General features: G+C 64.7%; 22 protein-coding genes. 9 read left to right on the forward strand and 13 right to left on the reverse strand.

Annotated elements, in window-relative coordinates:
- The first annotated feature begins 106 nt into the window (after positions 1 to 106).
- The 3 genes from Q0030_RS06455 to Q0030_RS06465 all read left to right on the forward strand — a co-directional run bounded on the left by Q0030_RS06455 (position 107) and on the right by Q0030_RS06465 (position 3,625).
- Positions 107 to 601: a YaiI/YqxD family protein gene (locus tag Q0030_RS06455; protein ID WP_298364224.1), complete on the forward strand. Its 495-nt coding sequence runs from the start codon at positions 107 to 109 to the stop codon at positions 599 to 601.
- A 4-nt stretch (positions 602 to 605) separates the two neighbouring features.
- Entirely contained in the window at positions 606 to 2,420 is a 1,815-nt protein-coding gene (locus Q0030_RS06460) for an ATP-binding cassette domain-containing protein (RefSeq protein WP_298364227.1), read from the forward strand.
- Between the two features lie 125 nt (positions 2,421 to 2,545).
- Positions 2,546 to 3,625: a D-TA family PLP-dependent enzyme gene (locus Q0030_RS06465; RefSeq protein ID WP_298364229.1), complete on the forward strand. Its 1,080-nt coding sequence runs from the start codon at positions 2,546 to 2,548 to the stop codon at positions 3,623 to 3,625.
- A 99-nt stretch (positions 3,626 to 3,724) separates the two neighbouring features.
- On the opposite strand, the gene Q0030_RS06470 is transcribed toward Q0030_RS06465, so the two are convergent.
- On the reverse strand, positions 3,725 to 4,627 hold the full coding sequence (locus Q0030_RS06470) for a LysR family transcriptional regulator (RefSeq protein WP_298364232.1): 903 nt from the start codon (positions 4,625 to 4,627) through the stop codon (positions 3,725 to 3,727).
- Positions 4,628 to 4,719: 92 nt separating this feature from the next.
- On the opposite strand from Q0030_RS06470, the gene Q0030_RS06475 reads away from it, so the two are divergent.
- Complete coding sequence (locus Q0030_RS06475) at positions 4,720 to 5,937, forward strand: MFS transporter (protein WP_298364235.1); 1,218 nt, start codon at positions 4,720 to 4,722, stop codon at positions 5,935 to 5,937.
- 99 nt (positions 5,938 to 6,036) lie between these two features.
- Here the strand turns inward: Q0030_RS06475 and Q0030_RS06480 are convergent, their stop codons facing one another.
- From Q0030_RS06480 to Q0030_RS06520, 9 genes are all read right to left on the reverse strand, one after another.
- Positions 6,037 to 7,251 (reverse strand): TIGR03862 family flavoprotein, encoded by a 1,215-nt coding sequence (locus tag Q0030_RS06480; RefSeq protein WP_298364237.1) that lies wholly within the window; start codon positions 7,249 to 7,251, stop codon positions 6,037 to 6,039.
- A 2-nt stretch (positions 7,252 to 7,253) separates the two neighbouring features.
- Positions 7,254 to 8,171, reverse strand: a complete 918-nt coding sequence (locus tag Q0030_RS06485; protein ID WP_028344663.1) for an SDR family NAD(P)-dependent oxidoreductase — start codon at positions 8,169 to 8,171, stop codon at positions 7,254 to 7,256.
- Between the two features lie 269 nt (positions 8,172 to 8,440).
- On the reverse strand, positions 8,441 to 8,587 hold the full coding sequence (locus tag Q0030_RS06490; RefSeq protein ID WP_246787647.1) for a hypothetical protein: 147 nt from the start codon (positions 8,585 to 8,587) through the stop codon (positions 8,441 to 8,443).
- A 141-nt stretch (positions 8,588 to 8,728) separates the two neighbouring features.
- The gene (locus Q0030_RS06495) at positions 8,729 to 9,208 is read right to left on the reverse strand and encodes a MaoC family dehydratase (protein ID WP_298364244.1); all 480 of its coding nucleotides are present in this window, start codon (positions 9,206 to 9,208) and stop codon (positions 8,729 to 8,731) included.
- 13 nt (positions 9,209 to 9,221) lie between these two features.
- A complete protein-coding gene (locus tag Q0030_RS06500) occupies positions 9,222 to 10,946 on the reverse strand; it encodes an AMP-binding protein (protein WP_298364250.1) in 1,725 nt (574 codons plus the stop codon).
- A gap of 143 nt (positions 10,947 to 11,089) precedes the next feature.
- On the reverse strand, positions 11,090 to 11,977 hold the full coding sequence (gene mmsB / locus Q0030_RS06505; RefSeq protein WP_298364253.1) for a 3-hydroxyisobutyrate dehydrogenase: 888 nt from the start codon (positions 11,975 to 11,977) through the stop codon (positions 11,090 to 11,092).
- Between the two features lie 25 nt (positions 11,978 to 12,002).
- Positions 12,003 to 13,085 carry an enoyl-CoA hydratase/isomerase family protein gene (locus tag Q0030_RS06510; protein WP_298364255.1) on the reverse strand — a complete coding sequence of 361 codons (1,083 nt, stop codon included), beginning with the start codon at positions 13,083 to 13,085 and terminating at the stop codon, positions 12,003 to 12,005.
- The gene (locus tag Q0030_RS06515) at positions 13,082 to 14,227 is read right to left on the reverse strand and encodes an isobutyryl-CoA dehydrogenase (protein WP_298364258.1); all 1,146 of its coding nucleotides are present in this window, start codon (positions 14,225 to 14,227) and stop codon (positions 13,082 to 13,084) included. The genes Q0030_RS06510 and Q0030_RS06515 overlap by 4 nt, the downstream gene beginning before the upstream one ends.
- Positions 14,228 to 14,352: 125 nt before the next feature.
- On the reverse strand, positions 14,353 to 15,849 hold the full coding sequence (locus Q0030_RS06520) for a CoA-acylating methylmalonate-semialdehyde dehydrogenase (RefSeq protein WP_194454867.1): 1,497 nt from the start codon (positions 15,847 to 15,849) through the stop codon (positions 14,353 to 14,355).
- 120 nt (positions 15,850 to 15,969) lie between these two features.
- Between Q0030_RS06520 and Q0030_RS06525 the strand changes: the two genes are divergently transcribed.
- Positions 15,970 to 16,884 carry a LysR family transcriptional regulator gene (locus tag Q0030_RS06525; protein ID WP_298364263.1) on the forward strand — a complete coding sequence of 305 codons (915 nt, stop codon included), beginning with the start codon at positions 15,970 to 15,972 and terminating at the stop codon, positions 16,882 to 16,884.
- A 12-nt stretch (positions 16,885 to 16,896) separates the two neighbouring features.
- Here the strand turns inward: Q0030_RS06525 and Q0030_RS06530 are convergent, their stop codons facing one another.
- On the reverse strand, positions 16,897 to 17,139 hold the full coding sequence (locus Q0030_RS06530) for a DUF1127 domain-containing protein (RefSeq protein WP_298364266.1): 243 nt from the start codon (positions 17,137 to 17,139) through the stop codon (positions 16,897 to 16,899).
- Between the two features lie 170 nt (positions 17,140 to 17,309).
- Between Q0030_RS06530 and Q0030_RS06535 the strand changes: the two genes are divergently transcribed.
- Positions 17,310 to 18,881, forward strand: coding sequence for a winged helix-turn-helix domain-containing protein (locus Q0030_RS06535; protein WP_298364269.1), 1,572 nt, complete (start codon positions 17,310 to 17,312; stop codon positions 18,879 to 18,881).
- Between the two features lie 196 nt (positions 18,882 to 19,077).
- Positions 19,078 to 19,590 (forward strand): ParB N-terminal domain-containing protein, encoded by a 513-nt coding sequence (locus Q0030_RS06540; RefSeq protein ID WP_298364272.1) that lies wholly within the window; start codon positions 19,078 to 19,080, stop codon positions 19,588 to 19,590.
- Between the two features lie 153 nt (positions 19,591 to 19,743).
- On the opposite strand, the gene Q0030_RS06545 is transcribed toward Q0030_RS06540, so the two are convergent.
- Positions 19,744 to 20,352 (reverse strand): TetR/AcrR family transcriptional regulator, encoded by a 609-nt coding sequence (locus Q0030_RS06545; protein WP_298364275.1) that lies wholly within the window; start codon positions 20,350 to 20,352, stop codon positions 19,744 to 19,746.
- 60 nt (positions 20,353 to 20,412) lie between these two features.
- Positions 20,413 to 20,952, reverse strand: a complete 540-nt coding sequence (locus Q0030_RS06550) for a PaaI family thioesterase (protein WP_298364277.1) — start codon at positions 20,950 to 20,952, stop codon at positions 20,413 to 20,415.
- Between the two features lie 132 nt (positions 20,953 to 21,084).
- Here Q0030_RS06550 and Q0030_RS06555 point away from each other — a divergent pair, with 132 nt between their 5' ends.
- Positions 21,085 to 21,855 carry an enoyl-CoA hydratase gene (locus Q0030_RS06555; RefSeq protein WP_298364281.1) on the forward strand — a complete coding sequence of 257 codons (771 nt, stop codon included), beginning with the start codon at positions 21,085 to 21,087 and terminating at the stop codon, positions 21,853 to 21,855.
- Between the two features lie 287 nt (positions 21,856 to 22,142).
- Positions 22,143 to 22,868, forward strand: a complete 726-nt coding sequence (locus Q0030_RS06560; protein ID WP_298364283.1) for a toll/interleukin-1 receptor domain-containing protein — start codon at positions 22,143 to 22,145, stop codon at positions 22,866 to 22,868.
- Positions 22,869 to 22,954: the final 86 nt, after the last annotated feature.

Below are 22,954 nucleotides of genomic sequence, written 5' to 3' on the forward strand. Positions count from 1 at the left end.
GGCGACAATGGTAGTCGAACGAAAAGGCATGGCAAGCGTCTCGTTTTGCTCGCAATTTTCCGCACCATGGAGTACACGCAGGCCGCGCCTGCCAACCAATGAATCGATGACTGAAACCCCTGCCCCCACCCGCATCTATGTCGACGCCGACGCCTGCCCGGTGAAGGACGAAATCTATCGCGTCGCGATCCGGCTCGGCGTGCCCGTCAGCGTCGTCGCAGGCAATTTCATCCGCGTGCCGCAGGATCCCCTGATCGAGCGCATCGCCGCCGGTTCCGGCATGGATGCCGCCGACGACTGGATCGCGGAACGCGCGCATGAGGGCGACGTCGTGATCACCGCCGACATTCCGCTGGCGAGCCGCTGCGTCAAGGCCGGCGCCGAGGTGATCGCGCCGAACGGCAAGCCGTTCACAGAGCAATCGATCGGGATGACGCTCGCGGTGCGCAATTTGATGACCGACCTCCGCTCGTCGGGTGAGATCACCGGCGGGCCGAAATCATACTCGCCGCGCGACCGCTCGAATTTCCTGTCGGCGCTCGACCAGACCATTCGCCGCATCCAGCGCCGACGCGCCGAGCAATCGGCGAGCCAGGGTTAGCGCGATGGCTCCTCCTCTTATCCAGCTCAAGGACATCAGCCTGACCTTCGGCGGCACACCGCTGCTGACCGGCGTCGAACTGTCGGTCTCCGCGGGCGAGCGCGTCTGCCTGATCGGCCGCAACGGCTCCGGCAAGTCGACCTTGCTGCGGATCGCGGCCGGCCTGGTCGAGCCCGATGCGGGCAGCCGTTTCGTGCAGCCCGGCGCCACCATCCGCTATCTGCCGCAGGAGCCGGATTTCGGCGAGCACAAGACGACGCTGGCCTATGTCGAGGCCGGCCTTGGCCCCGGCGACGACCACTACCAGGCGCGCTATCTGCTCGAACAGCTCGGCCTCAGCGGCGAGGAGGATCCCGCGCATGTCTCCGGCGGCGAGGCGCGCCGCGCGGCGCTGGCACGCGTGCTGGCGCCCTCGCCCGACATCCTGCTGCTGGACGAGCCGACCAACCATCTCGATTTGCCGACCATCGAATGGCTCGAAGGCGAACTGGAAAGCCGGCGCTGCGCGCTGGTCCTGATCAGCCACGACCGCCGCTTCCTGACCAATCTGTCGCGCACCACCGCCTGGCTCGACCGCGGCCAGATCCGGCAGATCGAGCGCGGCTTCGGCGCCTTCGAGGCGTGGCGCGACGAGGTGCTGGCCGAGGAAGAGCGTGAGCAACACAAGCTCGACCGCAAGATCGTCAACGAGGAGCACTGGCTGCGCTACGGCGTCTCCGGCCGCCGCAAGCGCAACGTCAAGCGGCTCGGCAATCTCTTTGCGCTGCGCGACCAGCGCCGCAACTATCGCGGCGCCACCGGCAATGCCACGCTCGCCGCCGCCGAAGCCGAGAAGTCCGGACGGCTGGTGATCGAGGCGAAGACCATCACCAAGGCCTATGGCGAGCGCACGATCGTCGATACCTTCTCGACCCGGATCCAGCGCGGCGACCGCGTCGGCATCGTCGGCCCGAACGGCGCCGGCAAGACCACATTGGTGCACCTTCTGATCGGCAACGATCCGCCTGATTCCGGTTCGGTGCGGCTCGGGGCCAATATCGAGATGGCAACGCTCGACCAGCATCGCGAAAGCCTCGATCCGAAGCTGACCTTGGCCGAGGCGCTCACCGGCGGCCGCGGCGATCACGTCATGGTCGGCGACAAGTCGAAGCACGTCATCGGCTACATGAAGGACTTCCTGTTCGCGCAGGAGCAGCGCGGCACGCCGCTGGAAGCCCTTTCCGGCGGCGAGCGCGGACGCCTGATGCTGGCGCGCGCGCTGGCCAAGCCGTCGAACTTGCTGATCCTGGACGAGCCGACCAACGACCTCGATCTCGAAACCCTCGACGTGCTCGAGGACATGCTCGGCGACTACGAGGGCACGGTGATCCTGATCAGCCACGACCGCGACTTCCTCGACCGCGTGGTGACCTCGGTAATCGTGCCCGAAGGCCAGGGCCACTGGATCGAATATGCCGGCGGCTATTCCGACATGCTGGCGCAGCGCGGCGCCGACGTGAAACGCGAGGCGGTGAAGGCGGACGCCGCGGTCGAGGAGAAGAAGGAAGCCAGGGCCGCCGCACCCGAAGCGGCCCCCAGGCGCCGGCTGAGCTTCAACGAGAAGCACGCGCTGGAAACTTTGCCGAAGACGATCGACAAACTGCACGCCGAAATCGCAAAACAGCAGAAGCTGCTCGACGATCCCGACCTCTATGCGAAGGATCGCAAGAAATTCGACGCAGCCTCAGCGGCGATCGCCAAGGCGCAGAACGAACTCGCCGCCGCCGAGGACCGCTGGCTCGAACTCGAAGTGCTGCGCGAAGAGATTGAACAGGCATGAACCTAACGGCCATTGCCGTCATTGCGAGCGGAGCGAAGCAATCCATTTCGCCGCTTGCCGAGAGATGGATTGCTTCGTCGCTGCGCTCCTCGCAATGACGCGAAGGTGAAACCGGAGTTGACCCGATGACCACGCCCCTCGCCGCCAAGATCGCCAAGGAATACGGCACGCCCTGCGCCGTGATCGACATGGACCGGGTCGAGCGCAACATCGCGCGCATCCAGAAGGCCTGCGACGAAGCCGGCATCGCCAACCGGCCACACATCAAGACGCACAAGAACCCGATGCTGGCGCAGCTCCAGATCAAGGCCGGCGCCAAGGGCATCACCTGCCAGAAGCTCGGTGAGGCCGAGATCATGGCCGATAGCGGCATCGACGACATCCTGATCAGCTACAATCTGCTCGGCGACGAGAAGATGGCGCGGCTCGGCGCCCTGCAGGGCAAGGCCAACGTCACCGTCGCCGCGGATAATTCCGTCGTCATCGGCGACCTGCCGAAGGCGGCAGCCGCCTCGGGGCGTCCGCTCCCGGTCGTGGTCGAATGCGACACCGGCCGCAAGCGCGCCGGGGTCGAGACCCCGGCCGAGGCGATCGCGCTGGCGCGCGAGATCGCGGGCTCCAAGGGCCTGAGCTTCGCGGGCTTCATGCTGTACCCGACCGAGACCGGCTGGGCGGATGCGCAGAAATTCTATGACGAGGCGCAGGCCGGCGTGCGCGCCCACGGCCTCGATGCGACCATCGTCTCGACCGGGGGCACGCCGAACCTCGTCAATCTCGGCAAACTGAAGGGCGGCACCGAGCACCGCTTCGGCACTTATATCTACAATGACCGCATGCAGGTCGCGGCCGGCGTTGCCACCTGGGACGATTGCGCGCTGCATATCTATTCCACCGTGGTCAGCCGCGCCGGCCCCGAGCGCGGCATCCTCGATGCCGGCTCCAAGACGCTGACCTCGGACACCGGCGGCCTCGAAGGCCATGGCCTGATCCTCGAACATCCCGAGGCCAAGATCGCGCGCTTTGCCGAGGAGCACGGCTTCCTCGATCTCTCCCGCAGCAACACCCGGCCGAATGTCGGCGACGTCGTGCGGATCGTGCCCAATCACGTCTGCGTCGTCGTCAACATGATGGACGAGGTGGTGATGGTGCGCGGCGACGAGATCATCGGCGCGTTGCCGGTGACGGCAAGGGGCAAGCTGCGCTGAGTGCAATCTTGCACGATGGGTAGAGCGCAGCGAAACCCATCATCTCGCCGCGCGGATCGAAGTTGATGGGTTTCGCTTCGCTCTGCCCATCCTACGGATCTACCCGCGGATCAGCGCCTGCAGCTCGCGGTCCAGCGCTGCGCGAAACACCTCGATCGGCCGCGCCAGGCGGCCCGCGGGTGGGCGATGCACGATCCAGGCGCGCACCGCCGGATTGAAATCGGCGATCTTCACGGTCTTGAGCCGGCTGCGGATCGGGCTTCGTTTCAGCGCCACCGGCGTGACGAGGCCGATGCCGAGCCCGCGCGCCACCAGCGACAGGCGCAATTCGCTGTCGAGCGCCTCGACCGCGATGGTGAACGGCAGATGCGCCGCATCGAAATGGCGTTTCAGCGTCTGGCGGAAGCCGCAACCGTCCTGGTTGATCACCCATCCGGTCCGCGACAGCCATTCGAGGTCGACGAATTTCGGCGTCTTCGTCTCGCGCGCGACGACGAACACCACCGGCTGTGCGCCGAGATCGTCGGCCGCGAGATCGTCGGGCGGCGCGGTGCCGTCGGGCAGGCAGATCGCGGCCGCGTCGAGCTCGTTGCGGCTGACCCGCTCCATGTGATTGGGCGACCAGCCCGAGACGACGCGCAGCGCGAGCGCGGGGAATTCGCCGCGCACCGCATCGAGCGGACCGGTGAGCCCCGCCTCTGACAGGAACGGCGTCAGGCCGAGCCTGAACTCGCCGCGGACCATGCCGTCATTGGCGACACCTGACTTGAGGTCGTCGAGCATGCGCAGCACGCGGCGGCCCTGCTCATAGGCCTCGATGCCCGCAGCCGTCGGCTTCAGCGGCTTCGACAGCCGGTCGAGCAGCTGCGCACCGAGCATCTCCTCGAGATTCTGGATCCGCCGCGTCACGCCGGGCTGGGTCAGGTTCAGCCGCGCTGAGGCCGCGACGATCGATCCGGTCTCCACCACGGCGACGAACGCCACAAGGTCATGGGTATTCATAACAATCTCGCATATTCTTCATAAACTTATTTGAATTGTAGCATATTACGCCGATCCCCTAAAGGGGTCTCGCCACTCCATCGCGAGGTCCCATGACGATTTCCGAAGCCACCAAACTCTCCCCGGCGCGCCCCGTCTCGGTGCGCCCCCTGATCTGGATCGGCGCCGTCACCACCGGCACCGTCGTCACCAATCTGTTTGCCCCGCAGATCCTGGTTGGCCTGATGAGCCGATCGCTCGACATGACCGCGCTGCAGGCCGGGCTGATCTCGACGCTGACCCTGCTCGGCTACGCGCTCGGGCTGTTGCTGCTAGTGCCGCTGGTCGATCTCGTCGAGAACAAGCGGCTGATCCTGCGCACATTGGCCTGCGCCATCGTCGCGGCGGTCGGCACCGCAATGGCGCCGACGCCGCTGATCTTGTTGGCCGCCACCTTCGTCCTCGGCGCGTCCTGCGCCGCGATCCAGATGGTGGTGCCGCTGGTCGCCTCGATGGTCCCGCCGGAGCGCCGGGGACAAGCGATCGGCGATGTCATGAGCGGCCTGATGATCGGCATCCTGCTGTCGCGGCCGATGGCGAGCCTGATCGCGGACAGCTGGAACTGGCGCGGCTACTACCTCACCTCGGCCGTCCTGATGACCGTGCTCGGTTGCGCGCTGGCGCGCTATCTGCCGACGCTGCAGCCCCCGACGAAGGTCAGCTACGGCGCGATGCTGCGTTCATTCCCAAGATTGCTGCGCGAGGAGCCGGTGCTGCGCGTTCGGTCCTGGACCGCGGCACTGGTGATGGCATCGTTCACCGCGTTCTGGGCCGCTGTCGCGCTGCGGCTGCCGGATGCGCCGTTCAAGCTCGACGCCAAGGGGATCGCGCTGTTCGCGCTGATCGGCGTCGCCGGGGCAGCGGCGACACCGATCGCCGGCCGTTGGGGCGACCGAGGTTTCGCGCGGCCGTTGCTGATCGTCTCGCATCTTCTCATCGTCGGCGCGCTGGCGCTGTGCGCCTGGGCCGGCATGATCGAGTCGCGGATCACGGCCCTCACGCTACTTGGCGTCGGCGCCGTGCTGCTCGATTTCGGCATCACCACCGACCAGACGCTCGGCCGCCGCGCCGTCAATCTGTTGCAGCCGGAAGCGCGCGGCCGGATCAACGGCCTGTTCGTGGCGCTGTTCTTCATCGGCGGCGCGGTCGGCGCGGCGGCGGCGTCCGTGGCGTGGAGTTATGGTGGATGGACGGCGGTCTGCGCGGTGGCTGCGACGTTCGGTGTGCTCGGCTTCATCACCGACATTGCGACGAAGACGGGGTCGGAGTGAGTGGCAACGTGTAGGATGGGTAGAGCGCAGCGAAACCCATCATCTCGCAGCGCGGATCGAAGTCGATGGGTTTCGCTTCGCTCTACCCATCCTACGAAGCTACGACTTCAACCAATTCAACGCGCCCTTCCCCGCTGCGGCACCCGTTGCAAACGACGCCTGCAACAGATAGCCGCCGGTCGGTGCTTCCCAGTCGAGCATTTCGCCGGCGGCGAAAACGCCAGGCAAACGCCGCAGCATGAAATGTTCGTCGAGCTCGTCGAACCTGATCCCGCCGGCGCTCGAGATCGCGCGATCGATCGGCGCGACGCCCGTGAGCTGCACCGGAATCGCGTTGATCAGCTGCGCAAGCTCTGCCGGCGAGAACGATGCCAGTGGCCGGCCAGACGCAATCGCTGTCTCCTGCATCAGGCCGATGCCGACAGGAGAGAGCTGCGCCGCCTTGCGCAGGAAATTCGCGAACGACTGCTTGCCACGCGTCCCGGACAAGCGGGTGGTCAGCGCGGCGGCGTCGAGGTCCGGACGCAACGCGATTGTCAGCGTCGCCTGCCCGATACCCAGCACCGCCTCACGCAATTCCGCCGACAACGCGTAGATGGCGCCACCTTCGATGCCCGCACGGGTGACGACGGCCTCGCCGCGCACCGTGTGCGGACCAATCGTCAATGCGATGCCCTTCAGCGGCTGCCCTTCGAAGCGATCACGGAAGACATCCGACCACGCGACCGCGAAGCCGGAATTGGCCGGCCGTATCGGTGCGACGGCGATGCCCTTCGCTGCGACGGTCACCGTCCACGTCCCGTCGGAGCCAAGCCGCGGCCAGCTCGCGCCGCCGAGCGCAAGCACCGACGCGTCGGCATTGACCACGCGCGGACCATCCGGCGTTGCAAACAACAATCCGCCGCTCTCGTCCCACCCAATCCAGCGATGCCGGAACGTAAACGCAACGCCCGCGGCATCGAGCCGCCGCAGCCAGGCACGCAGCAACGGCGATGCCTTGAACACTTTTGGAAACACGCGGCCGCTGGTGCCGACGAAGGTGGGCTGCCCCAGCGCCGCGCTCCAGGCGCGCAGGGCGTCGGGCGGAAACGCCTCGACCGCGGCCGTCAGATGCGGCATCGCCTCGCGATAGCGCGCGAGGAAATCCGGCAGCGGCTCGCTGTGGGTGAGATTGAGCCCGCCGCGGCCGGCCATTAGGAACTTGCGGCCGGCCGACGGCATCGCGTCGTAGACGGTGACCTGTGCACCGCCCGCCGCAAGGGTTTCGGCCGCCATCAGGCCGGCAGGTCCGGCTCCGATGACGGCGACGCTCATGCTCAGAGCTTGATCCCGGCCCGCGCCGCGGCCTGGGCGACGTACTTCTGGGTCTGCTCGAACGCACCCTGCAGCGCCTTCGCGGTCGACATGTCGCTGATCGCGTTGAAGTGCGCGGCGACGCCGTCGGGCGTCCATTCCGATTGCGGCAGGTTGACGCCTTCGGTCTCCAGCACGCGGATCACCGCGAACGAGCCGGCACCGGCGCCCATGATGGTGCGGGTCGGCGCGTCCTCCGAGAGTAGGAACTCCACTGCCGGCGTGATCGCTTCCGGCTTCATCAGCGCCAGCGCCTGCGGCGGCAGCAGCTCCTCGGTCATGCGGGTCGCCGCCGTCGGCGAGATGGTGTTGACCTTAATGTTGTTCTTGCGGCCCTCTTCCGCGAGCACATTCATCAGGCCGACCATGCCGGCCTTCGCCGCGCCGTAATTGGCCTGGCCGAAATTACCGAACAGGCCGGACGACGAGGTCGTCAGCACGATGCGGCCGTAATTGCGCTCACGCATGCCGGCCCACACAGCCTTGCAGCAATAGAAGGTGCCGGTGAGATGCACGTCGAGCACCTTGGCCCAGTCGGCGACCTCGAGCTTGGTGAATGACTTGTCGCGCAGGATGCCGGCATTGGCGCAGAGCAGATCGACGCTGCCCCACTCCTTCGTGGCGCGCTCGACCATCGCGGTGACCTGCTCGAAGTTCGAGACGTCGGCGCCGTCGGCCATCGCGGTGCCGCCGGCCTTGCGGATCTCCTCGACCACGGTCTCGGCCGGCGACAGCGAGCCGCCGGTGCCGTCGCGCGCGCCGCCGAAATCGTTGACCACGACCTTGGCGCCGCGGCTGGCGAGCCCCAGCGCATGCGCCCGCCCAAGACCGTTGCCCGCGCCGGTGACGATAGCGACGCGTCCGTCAAACCTGATTGCCATGCTTGTCGTTCCTGCTCTTAATTCCCTTCTCCCCTTGTGGGAGAAGGTGGCGCGCACAAGCGCGCCGGATGAGGGGTTCTCTCCACGGATGAGCACGCGGAGAGAGACCCCTCACCCGGCTCCATCTCGCTCCGCTCGATTTCGCCACCCTCTCCCACAAGGGGAGAGGGTGAGTGCCCGAACGGCATGAAAAGATTGGAGACTTTTGATCAGCGATGGATGGCCGGGTCAAGCCCGGCCAGTACCATCCACGTCAGCCACCGGGCGCGCTAGACGGAAGGGGTCATCGATCCGCAGGGTTTCAGGCTTTTGAGCAGGTGCCCACTCCAGCACTCGTGATGCTCTTGGGCGTAGCTCATCGAGCCAATCACAATCAAACCGACCACGACAAGTCCGGCGACGATGTTCTGCACCATGGCTGCCACTCCCGGGACCGCACCGCCTGAAGGGCGTATGATGGACACCAGGGATCAAAGCCGTCAATGGACTACTTGGACCAGGCGAGCTCGCTCCCACCTCTCCCGCTTGCGGGAAAAGTGGAGCTACTCAACCATCCCTCAGTTGAAATAGATCAGGCCGAGCCAGTCGGCGACCAGCGCGGGCTTTTCCTCGCCCTCGATCTCGACCGTGACGTTGGTGCGCGACAGCAGTTCCTTCGGCTTGCGCAGCGTGGCTTCCGCGAGCACGAAGCGGCCGCGAACGCGCTTGCCCGAGCGCACCGGCGAGATGAAGCGCAGCTTGTCGAAGCCGTAATTGACGCCCATCGCGGTGCCCTCGAGCACCGGCATCACCTCGTAGGACATGATCGACAGCAGCGACATCGTCAGGAAGCCATGGGCGATCGTGGTGCCGAACGCGGTCTCCTTCTTGGCGCGCTCGGGATCGACATGGATGAACTGGTGATCCTCGATCACGTCGGCATAGGTGTCGATGCGGCCCTGATCCAGCAGGTGCCACGAGGACACGCCGATCTCCTTGCCGACCATGCCCTGGTAGGTTTCCAGCGACACCGGCGGCTTCTTCCAGACTTCGTTCATTGGCTAACCTCTGCTAACCGGAGGTCCGCACCTTCTGCAGCTCCGGAAATTCTTCCTCGCGGAACTCGGCTCCGCGCAACGCATCGCTTCTGACATCGTCATGTTCGAGCCGGCGCAACTGCACGCGACGAATCTTTCCAGAAATCGTCTTGGGCAGTTCGGTGACCAGCTCGATCTTGCGGATGCGTTTAAACGGTGCGAGCCGCGTGTGCAAATGTTTGAAGATCGACAGCGCCGTCTCCGGGCTGCGCTCGACACCGGAGACCAGCAACACATAAGCCTTGGGGACCGCCAGCCGGATCGGGTCCGGGCTCGGCACCACGGCGGCTTCCGCCACCGCATCATGTTCGAGCAGGACGCTCTCCAATTCGAACGGCGAGATGCGATAGTCGGAGGATTTGAACACGTCGTCGGTGCGGCCGACGAAGGTCAGATAGCCCTCGTCATCGGTAAACACGACGTCGCCGCTGCGATAGATCTCGCCATCGGTGCCGATCAGTCTGCCGTCGTCGCCCTGGTAGCCCTGCATCAGGCCCGCTGGCCGGTCCGCGCCGAGCAGCAAGGTCACCTCGCCCTCCTTCGCGGCATGGCCGTCATTGTCGGTGACCTGCACGCGATAGCCGGGTAGCGGACGGCCCATCGAGCCGACCTTGACCTTCTGACCCGGCGAGTTGCCGGCGAGCGCCGTGGTCTCGGTCTGGCCGTAGCCGTCGCGGATGGTCAGGCCCCAGGCCGATTTGACCTGGTCGATGATCTCAGGGTTGAGCGGCTCGCCGGCACCGCAGACCTCGCGCAGCGAGACCTTGAAGCTTGCTAGCTGCTCCTGGATGAACATCCGCCACACCGTCGGCGGCGCGCACAGCGTCGTGACACCGCAGCGGGCGATGGTCGCGAGCAGTCCCTTCGCCTCGAAGCGTGGCTGGTTGGCGATGAAGATCGTTGCACCGGCATTCCAAGGCGCGAAGAAGCAGCTCCAGGCATGCTTGGCCCAGCCGGGCGACGAGATATTGAGATGAATATCGCCGGGCTGCAGCCCGATCCAGTACATGGTCGAGAGATGCCCGACCGGATAGCTGCGCTGGCTGTGCCGCACCAGTTTTGGCTTGGCCGTGGTGCCCGAGGTGAAATACAGCAACATCGGGTCGTCGGCGTTGGTCGGGCCGTCGGGCGTGAATGCGTCGGACGCCTTGGTCGCCTCCTCGAACGGCAGCCAGCCGTCCTGCGTCTGCGTCGCCCCGACCACGATGCGGACGAGCTTGTCGCTGCCGAGCCCTTCGAACTTCGCGACCTGATCCTGCGTCGCGACCACTGCCTTCGCCTTGCCGCGATCGAGCCGGTCGCGCAATTCATCCGCGGTCAACAGCGTGGTCGCGGGGATCACGACCACGCCGAGCTTCATCGCCGCCAGCATGGTCTCCCACAGTGGCACGACATTGCCGAGCAGCAGCAACAGATGATCGCCGCGCTTCAGCCCCTGCGCGCGCAGGAAGTTCGCCACCCGGTTGGAACGGCGCGACAGCTCGGCGAACGACAGCTTGGTCTCGTTGCCGGTGGCGGCATCGACGATCCAAAGCGCCGGCCGGTCCCGGCTGTCGGCATTGTGCGCGAGTTCGGCGTCGAACCAGTCCAGCGCCCAGTTGAACGGCACGGGATCCGGCCAGCGAAATCCCTTCACCGCGGCATCGTAGTCGGTGCGGTGCTTGAGCAGAAAGGCGCGTGCGTCCTGAAATGTGGTCATCTTCTTCCGAGCCCGTTGATTGGCAACCAGCGTCACCGTCAAGCGTAGCCCGGATGGAGCGAAGCGCAATCCGGGGGCGGTCGCGCCAGTAGATAAAGCAGTCCCGGATTTCGCTGCGCTCCATCCGGGCTACGAGTGGCCCGCTATTTCCCAGCGAGGCTCCGAACGTGCTGGATAATTCCGGAAAAGTCGACCCCGCCGTGGCCGGACGCGTCGAAGGTCTTATAGAGCTCCTGCGCATGCTTGCCGAGCGGCGTCACCGCGCCCGCGGCATTGGCGGCGTCCTGCGCCAGGGTCAGGTCCTTGACCATCAGGTTGGAGGCGAAACCCGGCTTGTAGTCGTTGTTGGCCGGCGAGGTCGGCACTGGACCTGGAACCGGGCAATAGGTCGTCAGCGACCAGCACTGGCCCGACGAGGTCGAGGCGACGTCGAACAGCGCCTGATGCGACAGGCCGAGCTTTTCGGCCAGCACGAAAGCCTCGCCGACCGCGATCATCGAAATGCCGAGGATCATGTTGTTGCAGATCTTCGCCGCCTGCCCTGCGCCGCCGGCACCGCAATGCACGATCTTCTTGCCCATGTTGGCCAGCATCGGCTGGGCCGCCGCGAACGCCTTCGCCTCACCGCCGCACATGAAGGTCAGCGTTGCGCCCTTGGCGCCGCCGGTGCCGCCGGAAACCGGCGCATCGACCGAAGCCATGCCGTGCTTGGCGGCGAGCACGTGCGCCTGCTTGGCGCTTTCGACGTCGATGGTCGAGCAGTCGATGATCAGCGCGCCCTTGGCCATCGCGGGCAGCACTTCGTTCCAGACGCCGAGCACATGCTTGCCGGCCGGCAGCATGGTGATGACGACATCGGCACCCTTCACCGCGCTGACGCCGCTCTCGGCGATCGCGGCGCCGTCGCTCTTGGCCTGATCGCGGGATGCTGCGACCAGATCGAACGCGGTCACCTTGTGGCCGGCCTTGACCAGATTGGCCGCCATCGGCCCACCCATATTGCCGAGCCCGATGAATGCGACGTTTGCCATGGGAAGTCCTCCGCTTGCGACGTTTCTATTTGCTGTCAGGAAATTTCAGTTCGTCGGCGCCGATCTCGGCGAAGTAAGGCACCAGCATCTCCGCCGTCACGTCCTCGATTCGGGCGGGCTGCCATTTCGGATTGCGGTCCTTGTCGATCACGGCGGCGCGCACGCCCTCGCGGAAATCGTCGCTGGCGAACACTTCGAGGGCCGCGCGATATTCGCGCACCAGACACTCTTCCAGCGTCTCGGTCGCCCGCGCCAGCCGCAGCAGCTTGAGCGTCACCACCATGCCGCGCGGTGACTTCTCACTGAGCGTCTTCAACGTGGCCTGCGCGAGCTCCGATCCGTCGGCCTCGAGCGCGGCGACAACGTCCTCCATCCGTCCGCGCGCGAACCAGCCGTCGATCCTGGCCTGCATCGCAGCCACAGGGCCGGATTTTTCGCCGGTGGCAAAGCCTGCAATCAGCCGGTCGATTTCGATGGACGTCGTGCCCGGCGCAATTTTGGTCAGCGCCTCGCGCAGCGCCGGAAGCTTGGCGCTCGGCACCACCGCATCGGCGAACTTGGCATAGATCGCATCGGGGCCGTTCATCGTGGTACCGGTGAGACCAAAATAGGTGCCGATCTCGCCCGGCGAACGCGACAGCAGATAGGTGCCGCCGACGTCGGGGAAGAACCCGAGCCCGACTTCGGGCATCGCAAGCTTGGTTCGCTCGGTCACCACGCGGTGTCGGCTGTGCGCCGACAGGCCGACGCCGCCGCCCATCACGATGCCGTCCATGAAGGCGACATAAGGCTTCGGAAATTTCTTGATCCGCGCGTTGAGGATGTACTCGTCGCGCCACAGGATCTTGCCGAGGTCGCCCTTGACCTTCGAGCTTTCCCAGAGCGCGCGGATGTCGCCGCCGGCGCACAGGCCGCGCTCGCCGGCCCCTTCCAGCACGATGACCGCGACATCGGGATCGGCCTCGAACGCATCGAGCGCCTTGTCTATGTCGTGGAACATCTCCAGCGTCACGGCATTGATCGCCTTCGGCCGGTTGAGCCGGATGATGCCGGCCGATCCCTCCTTGCGCGCAATCAGATCGCCTTCGGCAACGGCCGCATCATTCATCGCGCGCCCTCGATCAATTTGCGCGACACGATCAGCCGCATGATTTCATTGGTGCCTTCGAGGATCTGGTGCACGCGCAGATCGCGCACGATCTTCTCGACGCCGTATTCGCTGAGATAGCCGTAACCGCCGTGGAGCTGCAGCGCCTGGTTGGCGACCTCGAAGCCGACATCGGTGCCGAACCGCTTCGCCATCGCGCACAGCATGGAGGCGTCCGGATCCTTGCGGTCGAGCGCGGCCGCCGCACGCCACAGGAAGGTGCGTGCGGCTTCGAGCTCGGTCGCCATGTCGGCGATCTTGAACTGCAACGCCTGGAATTCGTCGAGCCGCTTTCCAAAGGCCTTGCGGTCCTTCATGTAGGCCAGCGCCTTGTCGAGCGCCGCCTGCGCGCCGCCGAGCGAGCACGCTGCGATGTTGAGACGGCCGCCGTCGAGGCCGGCCATCGCGATCTTGAAACCGATGCCCTCCTCGCCGAGCCGGTTTTCGACCGGCACGCGCGCATTCTCGAACACCACGGCGCGGGTCGGCTGTGCATTCCAGCCCATCTTGCGCTCGTTGGCGCCGAACGACACGCCCGGCGTCTTGCCGTCGATCACGATCGTCGAGACGCCGCCGGGGCCATCGCCGCCGGTGCGCACCATCGCCACCAGGAGATCGGTGCTGCCGGCGCCGGAGATAAACTGCTTCTGCCCGTTGAGCACGTAATGATCGCCGTCGCGCACGGCGCGGGTGCGGAGCGCCGCGGCATCAGAGCCGGCGCCCGGCTCGGTCAGGCAGTAGCTCGCGATCAGCTCCATGGTGCAGAGCTTCGGCAGCCATCTGTGGCGCTGGGTGTCGTTGCCATAGGCATCGATCATCCAGGACGCCATGTTGTGGATCGAGATGAAGGCGGACGTGGTCGGACAGCCCGTCGCCAAGGCCTCGAAGATCAGCGCCGCGTCGAAGCGCGTCATCGCCGAGCCGCCGACATCGTCCTTGATATAGATGCCTCCGATGCCGAGGCCAGCGGCCTCGCGCATCACGTCCACCGGAAAGTGCTTCTTCTCGTCCCATTCGAGCGCATGCGGCGCGATCTTCTCCGCCGCAAACGCCCGCGCCATGTCGCGAACCGCGATCTGGTCCTCGTTGAGAGCGAACTGCATCTCGCCGCCTAGCCCTGAAGGTTACCCCATCGTCATTGCGAGGAGCGAAGCGACCAAGCAATCCATTCTTCCACGCGGGGGATGGGTGGATTGCTTCGCTGCGCTCGCAATGACGTTCCCGGAAATCACTTCATCGTCGGGATCGAGAACTCCGCGCCGTCCTTGACACCGGACGGCCAACGCGAGGTCACCGTCTTGGTCTTGGTATAGAAGCGAACCGAGTCCGGGCCGTGCTGGTTGAGATCGCCGAAGCCGGACTTCTTCCAGCCGCCGAAGGTGTAATAGGCGATCGGCACCGGGATCGGCACATTGACGCCGACCATGCCGACATTGACCTTGGCCGCGAAGTCGCGCGCCGCGTCGCCGTCACGGGTGAAGATCGCAACGCCGTTGCCATAGTCGTGGTCGGACGGCAGCGCCAGCGCCTCGTGATAGTCCTTGGCCCGCACCACCGAGAGCACCGGGCCAAAGATTTCTTCCTTGTAGATCCGCATGTCCTTGGTGACGTTGTCGAACAGCGAACCGCCGAGATAGAAGCCGTTCTCGTAGCCCTGCATCTTGAAGCCGCGGCCGTCGACCGCGAGCGTCGCGCCTTCCTTGACGCCGATGTCGATGTAGCTCTTGACCTTCTCGACCGCCTCGCGGGTCACCAGCGGGCCGTAATCGGCCGACGGATCGACCGAGGTGCCGATCTTGAGCGACTCGACGCGCGGGATCAGCTTTTCCATCAGCCGGTCGGCGGTGGTCTTGCCGACGGGGACCGCAACCGACACCGCCATGCAGCGCTCGCCGGCCGAGCCGTAGCCGGCACCGATCAGCGCGTCGACCGCCTGGTCCATGTCGGCGTCGGGCATGATGATGGCGTGGTTCTTGGCACCACCGAAGCACTGGCAGCGCTTGCCGGTCTGCGCGGCGCGCTCGTAGATGTACTGCGCGATCGGGGTCGAGCCGACGAAACCGATCGCCTTGACGTCGGGATCATCCAGGATGGCGTCGACCGCTTCCTTGTCGCCGTTGACGACGTTGAGGATGCCGGCCGGCAGGCCCGCCTCGATCATCAGCTCGGCAAGCTTCATCGGCACGCCGGGATCGCGCTCGGACGGCTTCAGGATGAAGGCGTTGCCGCAGGCGATCGCGGGCGCGAACTTCCACATCGGGATCATCGCCGGGAAGTTGAACGGCGTGATGCCGGCGACCACGCCGAGCGGCTGGCGCATCGAATAGATGTCGATGCCGGGGCCGGCGCCTTCGGTGTACTCGCCCTTCATCAGATGCGGGATGCCGCAGGCGAACTCGGCGACCTCGAGGCCGCGCTGGATGTCGCCCTTGGCGTCGGGAACGGTCTTGCCGTGCTCGCGCGCCAGCAGTTCGGCGAGCTTGTCGTAGTCGCGCTGCACCAGCTCGACGAATTTCATCATGACGCGGGCGCGGCGCTGCGGGTTGGTGGCGGCCCACTCCGGCTGAGCGGCGCGGGCGTTCTCCACCGCGGCGCGGACCTCGGCCTTGGAGGCCAGCGCCACCTTGGCCTGGACGTCGCCGGTCATCGGCTCGAAGACGTCAGCCGTACGGCCCGAGGTGCCCTTGACCTCCTTGCCACCGATGAAATGTCCGATCGAGCGCATGAATATCCTCCCTTGAAGACGTGAATCGCCGCTCCTCGCGGCGAGATCGCTTTACAAACCCTAATGACCCTGCATTTTATAGGATTCAAGTCCGATAAATTGCACCATAGATGTGCGGAAATGCAGGATCAAGGCGGCGACACGATCGACTGGGACGACTTCCGTTTCGTGCTTGCCATCGTGCGCGGCGGGTCGGTGTCGGCTGCCGCCAAGCAGCTCGGCGTCGATCATGCCACAGTGATCCGGCGTGTCGACCGGCTGGAAGGCCACCTCTCCGCAAAACTGTTTGATCGCCGCAAGACCGGCTACCTGCTGACCGAGGCCGGCCAGCGCGTCGCTGATAGCGCCGAGGCGATGGAATCGACCATCGTCGCCAACCAGGAGGCGGTCGGCGGCTCGCGCGCGCACCTCACCGGCACGGTGCGGATCGGCGCGCCCGACGGCTTCGGCAGCCACTTTTTGGCTTCGCGGCTGGTCAAGTTCACCGAGCGGTATCCCGATCTCGATTTGCAGCTCGTCGCCACCGCGCGGCTGTTCTCGCTCTCCAAGCGCGAGGCCGACATCGCGATCAGCCTGACCATGCCGAAAGAAGGCCGCATCGTCGGCCGCAAGCTGCTCGACTACACGCTCGGGCTTTATGCCGCACCCAGCTATCTGGCGCAGGCACCGAGCATTGCCGCGCGCGCCGACCTGCCGCGGCATCGCTTCGTCGGCTACATCGAGGAACTGCTGTTCACCCCGGAACTGGACTATCTGCCGCAGGTCTCGCCGAAGATCTCGGCGAAATTCCGCAGCGCCAACCTGATCGCGCAGCTCAACGCCACCATCGCCGGCTTCGGCATCGCCGTGCTGCCGCACTTCATGGCGACCGCCCACCCCGAATTGCAGCCGGTGCTGCGCGACGAGGTGCGGATCTCGCGCACCTTCTGGCTATTGATGCACGCCGACAGCAAAGACCTCGCCCGCATCCGCGCGGTGGCGGATTATATCTATGAGACCGTGGAAGCCGAGCGGGCACTGTTTGCCGGGGTGTAGGGCATATCGACGTCATCCGGCGGATCGGATGCCTCGCGGGTCCGAGTCCCGGTTCGATGCAACGTAGTCGACCTCGCCGCGCGAAATCCCGATGTCCATGAGCTCCCGATCACTCAAGCTGCTGAGATCGGCGCGCAGCCGCTCCCATTTGCGCCATTCCTGAGCTGCATCCCAAAATCCCTTGAATACGCTGAAGACCCGCGGCATCGATGCGGTCGGCTGGGCTGAGCTCGTTGGACTGTAGGTCGTGCTCATTGCAGCATCTCCAAGGTACGTTCTTCCACTTGGACAGGTTGCCGCGGCGTCGGCGCGCGCGCTTAACACGCTGCTTACATTTTCCTCACCAGCGGCTTATTCTTGGCGTTCCAAGCGGTGCCAAGGCGCCTCACGACGATCGTTTGAGGCACACCCAAGGGATTCGCAGCTTGCGCTATCTCTTCGAGGAGTACGCACTCGACACGGACCGGCGCGAGTTGCATCGCGGGGCGGACGTGGTCTCGGTCGCGCCACAGGTATTCGACCTGCTCGACTTCCTGATCCGCAACCGGGAGCGCGTCGTCAGTAAGGACAACGTCATCGACGCCATCTGGAACGGGCGCAGCGTGTCCGATGCAGCCCTGACCACACGCCTCAACGCCGCGCGGAGCGCAATCGGCGATTCCGGCGAGGAGCAGCGCCTCATCAAGACCCTGCCGCGCAGAGGTTTCCGGTTCGTCGGCGTGGTCCGCGAAGAGCATGCGCCGGCAGCCGCGGCGACGGCCGGCGCCGCGACGGAACCACCGCAGGCGTCCCCTAAGCTTCCCGACAAGCCCTCGATTGCCGTGCTGCCGTTCCAGAACCTGAGCGCCGACCCCGAGCAGGAGTATTTCGCCGACGGCGTCGTCGAAGACATCACGATGGCATTGTCGCGGTTTCGCTGGCTGCTTGTGATCGCGCGCAATTCGAGTTTCACCTACAAGGGCCGGCCCGTGGACATCAAGCAGGTCGGCCGCGAACTCGCGGTGCGCTATGTCCTCGAAGGGAGCGTGCGCAAGGCCGGAAATCGTATCCGCATCGCAGGTCAGCTCATCGATGCCGAGACCGGCGCACACCTCTGGGCTGACCGTTTTGATGGTGCGCTCGAGGATATCTTCGATCTGCAGGACCAGGTGACCTCTATGGTGGTGGGCGCGATCGCGCCCATGTTGCAACGCGAGGAGATCAAGCGGGCCAGGCGCAAGCCAACCGAGAACCTGGATGCATACGACTATTACCTGCGTGGCCTGGCGAGCGTTCGTCGATGGACCAGGGAAACCAACAACGAAGCGCTCCTGCTCTTTCGCAAGGCGATCGAGCTCGACCCCGGTCTGGCGTGCGCCTATGGCATGGCCGGGTGGTGCTACATCCAACGCAAAGCACGCCGCTGGATGATCGATCCTGCCCAGGAATCTGCCGAAGCTACGCGGCTGGGCCGGAAAGCAGTGCATCTGGGAGCAGATGACCCGGCAGCGATGTGCATGGGTGCCTACGTGCTCGCCTTTATTGCCCATGAGTTCGACGATGCTATCGCATTCGTTGATCGCGGACTGGCGATCAACCCGAACCTGGCGCAAGCCTGGAATCTTGGTGCCTGGGTGAGAGCTTTTGGAGGCGAGCCCGACCTCGCACTTGACTACGCTGCGCGCGCCATGCGCTTGAGCCCGATCGATCCGGCGATGCACACAATGCACGCAGCCGTGTCGTACGCTCACTTTCTCTCGGGCCGCTACGACATGGCGCTGTCATCGGCCGAAAAAGCGCTGCGCGACAATCCGGATTTCCTGCTGGCAATCTGCATGTTCGCGGCCAGCAATGCGTTCACCGGACGCCTCGAGCGAGCACGGGAAGGCATCGCACGCGCACGCGAACGCAATCCCGATTTGCGCATCTCCAATCTGGGAGATCTGGCCCCATTCCGCCGGGCGGAGCATCTTGCGCTCTTTGCCAAAGGCCTTCGCGAAGCGGGGCTTCCGGACTGATCGCCAGTTCGCGGCCCGCCCCGTAACAGCGCCGTGGCGGACTGCATCTACGAGACAGTGGAAGCCGAGCGGGCGCTGTTCAGCGGAGCGACCTGACTGGCGCTGGCCCTCGAGCTCGGTTTGAGAAATGCCTTGGCGGTGTGGCGCTTCATCCTTATACCGCATTTTGGACGGATCCTGAGTAGGGAGTAACACTGTGCCCGACCCGGAAAGTCTTCCAATCGATCAGATTTACGTACCCGTCAAGAAACGGAAAACCCTCAGGCCTGAGCTCGTTCAAGAAATTGCGGCGAGTATCCTGGAAGTTGGGCAACAAGTCCCCATTCTCGTTCGGCCTGATGAGGGCCGCCTCGTTTTGCTCGAGGGGTTACATCGGCTCGAGGCCTGCAAGGCGCTTGGCGAGACAACCATCATCGGAGTCTGGGGTTCAGCAGAGACTGCTCACCACAAGACGCTGTTGTCCGACGGAGCTGAGACAGAGGCCAAGCGGGACAAAATGGCGCGATTGAAGAAGCTGCGCCTCGAGAGAGAAGCTGCCGAGAGATCGCCGGCTTCCGCAGACGCGATCGTGGAAACTGAATCAGCCAAGCTTCGGTCGGCTCGCTCCGGAACGAGTATCAGACGAGGGTCGTCGGACGATCCACGATCAAAAACGAGGACGCTGTCGGAATGGCTCACACAACAAAAGCGCGATGGTGGTCGTTATTGATTACCGCCTCCGCCATCAAGGTCGGAGGGAGCATGCGAAGGGCCATCACTCCGGAAGCCTCGCAGGGCTGAGGCCTTCCAAGGGGTGCCTCATGCCTTCGTTGCCGACGAAAACTGAACCGGTGAGATCCGGCGCCTCGTCGCAGGAACTCCGCTAATTCGGTCTGGCACGCGGCTTCTTCGTCACCGCCGCCCGCCCCATCACCGCCTCGCGGCCCGCGCTCAGGATCTCGTCGGACATCTCGCCATTGCCCGCGATCCGCGACATCACGATGGTGCCCAGCATGGTCGCGAGCGTGGCCATCGCCTGCTTGCGCGCGGTCTTGCGCGGCACGTCCTGGATCTGGTCGGTGATCATGTCGATCATCTGGTCGAGCTTGAGCGCAAAGGCCTTGCGGGTCTTCAGGCTTTCGCGGGCGATCTCGGCGCCGAGCGCCGGCACCGCGCAGCCCTGGCCGGGATCGTCGCGATGGGTCGCGGAAAGATAGCCGTCGACGATGGTCGCAAGCCGCTTCTCCGGCGGCACCTCCGCCGTGATCTTGCGCCAGCGCTCGTTGGCGCGGTCCATGGCGTAGTTGAACGCCTCGATCACCAGCGCCTCGCGCGAGTCGAAATGCGCGTAGAAGCCGCCATGGGTCAGGCCGGCGTCCTTCATCAGGTCGGCGACGCCGATGCCATGGGCGCCCTTCTCGCGCAGCCGCGTCGCGGCCTTCTTCACGATCCGCGCGTGGGTCTCCTGCTTGTGTTCTTTCGAATAGCGCATGCCGCTCTCATGGAATGTTTCTAATCATACAATAGCAGATTTGCGCCAGGAATGCTGCAGTTATTTCGCTTTTGGTTCCCCGCCCAGCATGGAAAACGTCGCGGTCGCGTGCACCGCAAGATTGCCTTTGCCGTCGCGGCCGAAGCCCTCGGTGTAGCTGGTCTGGCGGCCGAGCTTGATCACCTTGCCCTCGGCCGAAATGGTTCCCGAGCGCGCCGAGAGCGGGCGCAGATAGGTCAGCTTGAGGTCGAGCGTGACCGAGGTCTGCCCGGCCGGCAGCAGGGTCGAGATCGCACAGCCCATCGCGGTATCGAGCAGCGCGGCGGCGGTGGCGCCGTGCAGCAGGCCGATGGTGTTCTCCAGGCTCTCATGCGGCTCGAGTTCCATCACGATCCGCCCCTCCTCGACAACCGCCATGCGGAAGCCGATCAGTTTTGCCATCGGCGGCGGCGGCAGGCGGCCGTCGCGGATCGCGCGCATCGCGGCGATCCCGGACATCGGCATCGCCGCCTTGGCGACCGGTCCGGGCGCCTGCCATTCCACCACGCGCGTGCGCGTCAGATCGAGCGAATGCAGGTCTGATGTCTCGGCGGCGGTCATGACGGCTCCATTTATATGATAACAATAATTCTATATGTCCGCGCCCCGCAGTGCAACCGCCGGTCCGGTGCTTGACAGCGGCGGGCTTTGTCCGGGACATGGCGCCATCATTTCCTGCGCCGGGACCTTTCCATGGACATGCTCAATCCTCACTGCGGCATCGACCGCGACAGCAGAGGCGTCGTCCGCCTCACAATCTGCAACGCCGGCAAGCTGAACATCGTCAGCTCGGCCGTGACCAACGGCGTGCGCGAAGGCTTTGAGCACCTCGCCGCCGACAGCAGTATCCGCGCGGTGATCCTAGCCGGCGAAAGCGGGCGCAGCATGATCGGCGGCGCCGATATCAAGGAGATGGCGACGCTCGACCCGAAATCAGCCGAGCAATTCATCAGCCGCCTCCGCGATCTCTGCGAGGCCGTGCGCCAATTCCCGGCGCCGGTCATCGCGCGCCTGCCCGGCTGGTGCCTCGGCGGCGGCCTCGAGGTCGCGGCCGCCTGCGACGTCCGCGTCGCGGCGCATGACGCGATGTTCGGCATGCCCGAGGTGCGCGTCGGCATCCCTTCGGTGATTCATGCGGCGTTGTTGCCGCGCCTGATCGGCTGGGGCCGCGCCCGCTGGCTGATGATGACCGCGGAGAACATCGACGCCCCGACCGCGCTCGCCTGGGGCCTGGTCGACACGGTGGCAAAACCCGGCGGCCTCGACGAGGCGGTCGAGCACACCGTGAAGGCCCTGCTGGAATGCGGCCCCGAAGCGCTGCGCATACAGAAGGATTTGCTGCGGCAATGGGAAGAGCTGCCGCTGACCGAGTCGGTCAACCTCAGTGTCGGCGTGTTCGGCAAATCGTTCCAGTCCGGCGAGCCGCAGCGGTTGATGCAGGGTTTTCTGGATCGCAAGCGCTAAGTCCAACACCTGTAGCCCGGATGGAGCGCAGCGAAATCCGGGAAACCTCGTCCGCGAAACGAGTGGTCCCGGATTGCGCTTCGCTTCATCCGGGCTACGCTTGGCAGCGAATTAAACGGCAACGTCACTTGTAGAAACGATTTACCTCCCTCCACGTACAAGAAGCAAAGGGACGGACTCCCCAGTTGGGTTAGACGATCGAGTACCGCTCTTTTTTGATCGCGCCCCTGTACGGCGCCGCAACTTCTGATAGCATAGTAATGCTTGTTGTATAGCGCGGAGGATCGATGGCAAAGCCCAAGAAAATCTTCATCAGCTACAACCACAAGGACCAAAACAAAGCGGTTCGAGTCCTCAACCGTCTGGAGGAATTAGAACCGCACTATACGATTTGGTTCGATCGGCACGTAATCGAACCTGGGCGGCGACTTGCGGATCAAATTCTAGAGGGGCTGAACGGAGCCAATTACTACGTTATTCTTATAAGCGAGAATTCAAACAAGTCCCAGTGGGTCAAGCGAGAGCTTTCCACGGCGTTTGATTTGTCCAAGAAGAAGGATTTAGCTCTCGTACCATTCATGATCGACGATGCAGAAACGCCGCTTGAGTTCAGAGGACAGTTGACGATCAATGCACGCGGCAAAGAGTTTGAGAGTGGACTTGACGAACTGGTCGATTTCTTCAAGCGCCAAAATGAGCCGGGCAGCCGGATCCTTTATGATCTCAAGCCAGGTGCTCCCGCTCCAAAGCTGCCCTGCGAAGACGAACTCGGCTCGTTGGACCTTGGCGACCTCCGATTCCTTCTAACCAAACGGCTCACCGTTCAGGATGTAGGTGTCCTTTGGTTCGATCTGTTTACACAAACAATGGAAAATGAAGTCGCCCCAACAACTCTGGCACAGTATTGTGTGACGCTCATCGCGAAATCTCAAAGGGAAGAGCTATTGCTAAAGCTCTACAAGCTACTTTGCCGCAATCATCCCCGATTGGCTGAATTGGCTAAGCTGCAATAGACAGTTGCAATCCGCATGAGCAGCAACATGCGTTGCTGCCAGCGCGGATATTGGCGTCGCCTACCCTTCGAACTGTAGCGGGTAGG

Source organism: uncultured Bradyrhizobium sp. (assembly GCF_947648125.1).
Classification (GTDB): Bacteria; Pseudomonadota; Alphaproteobacteria; order Rhizobiales; family Xanthobacteraceae; genus Bradyrhizobium.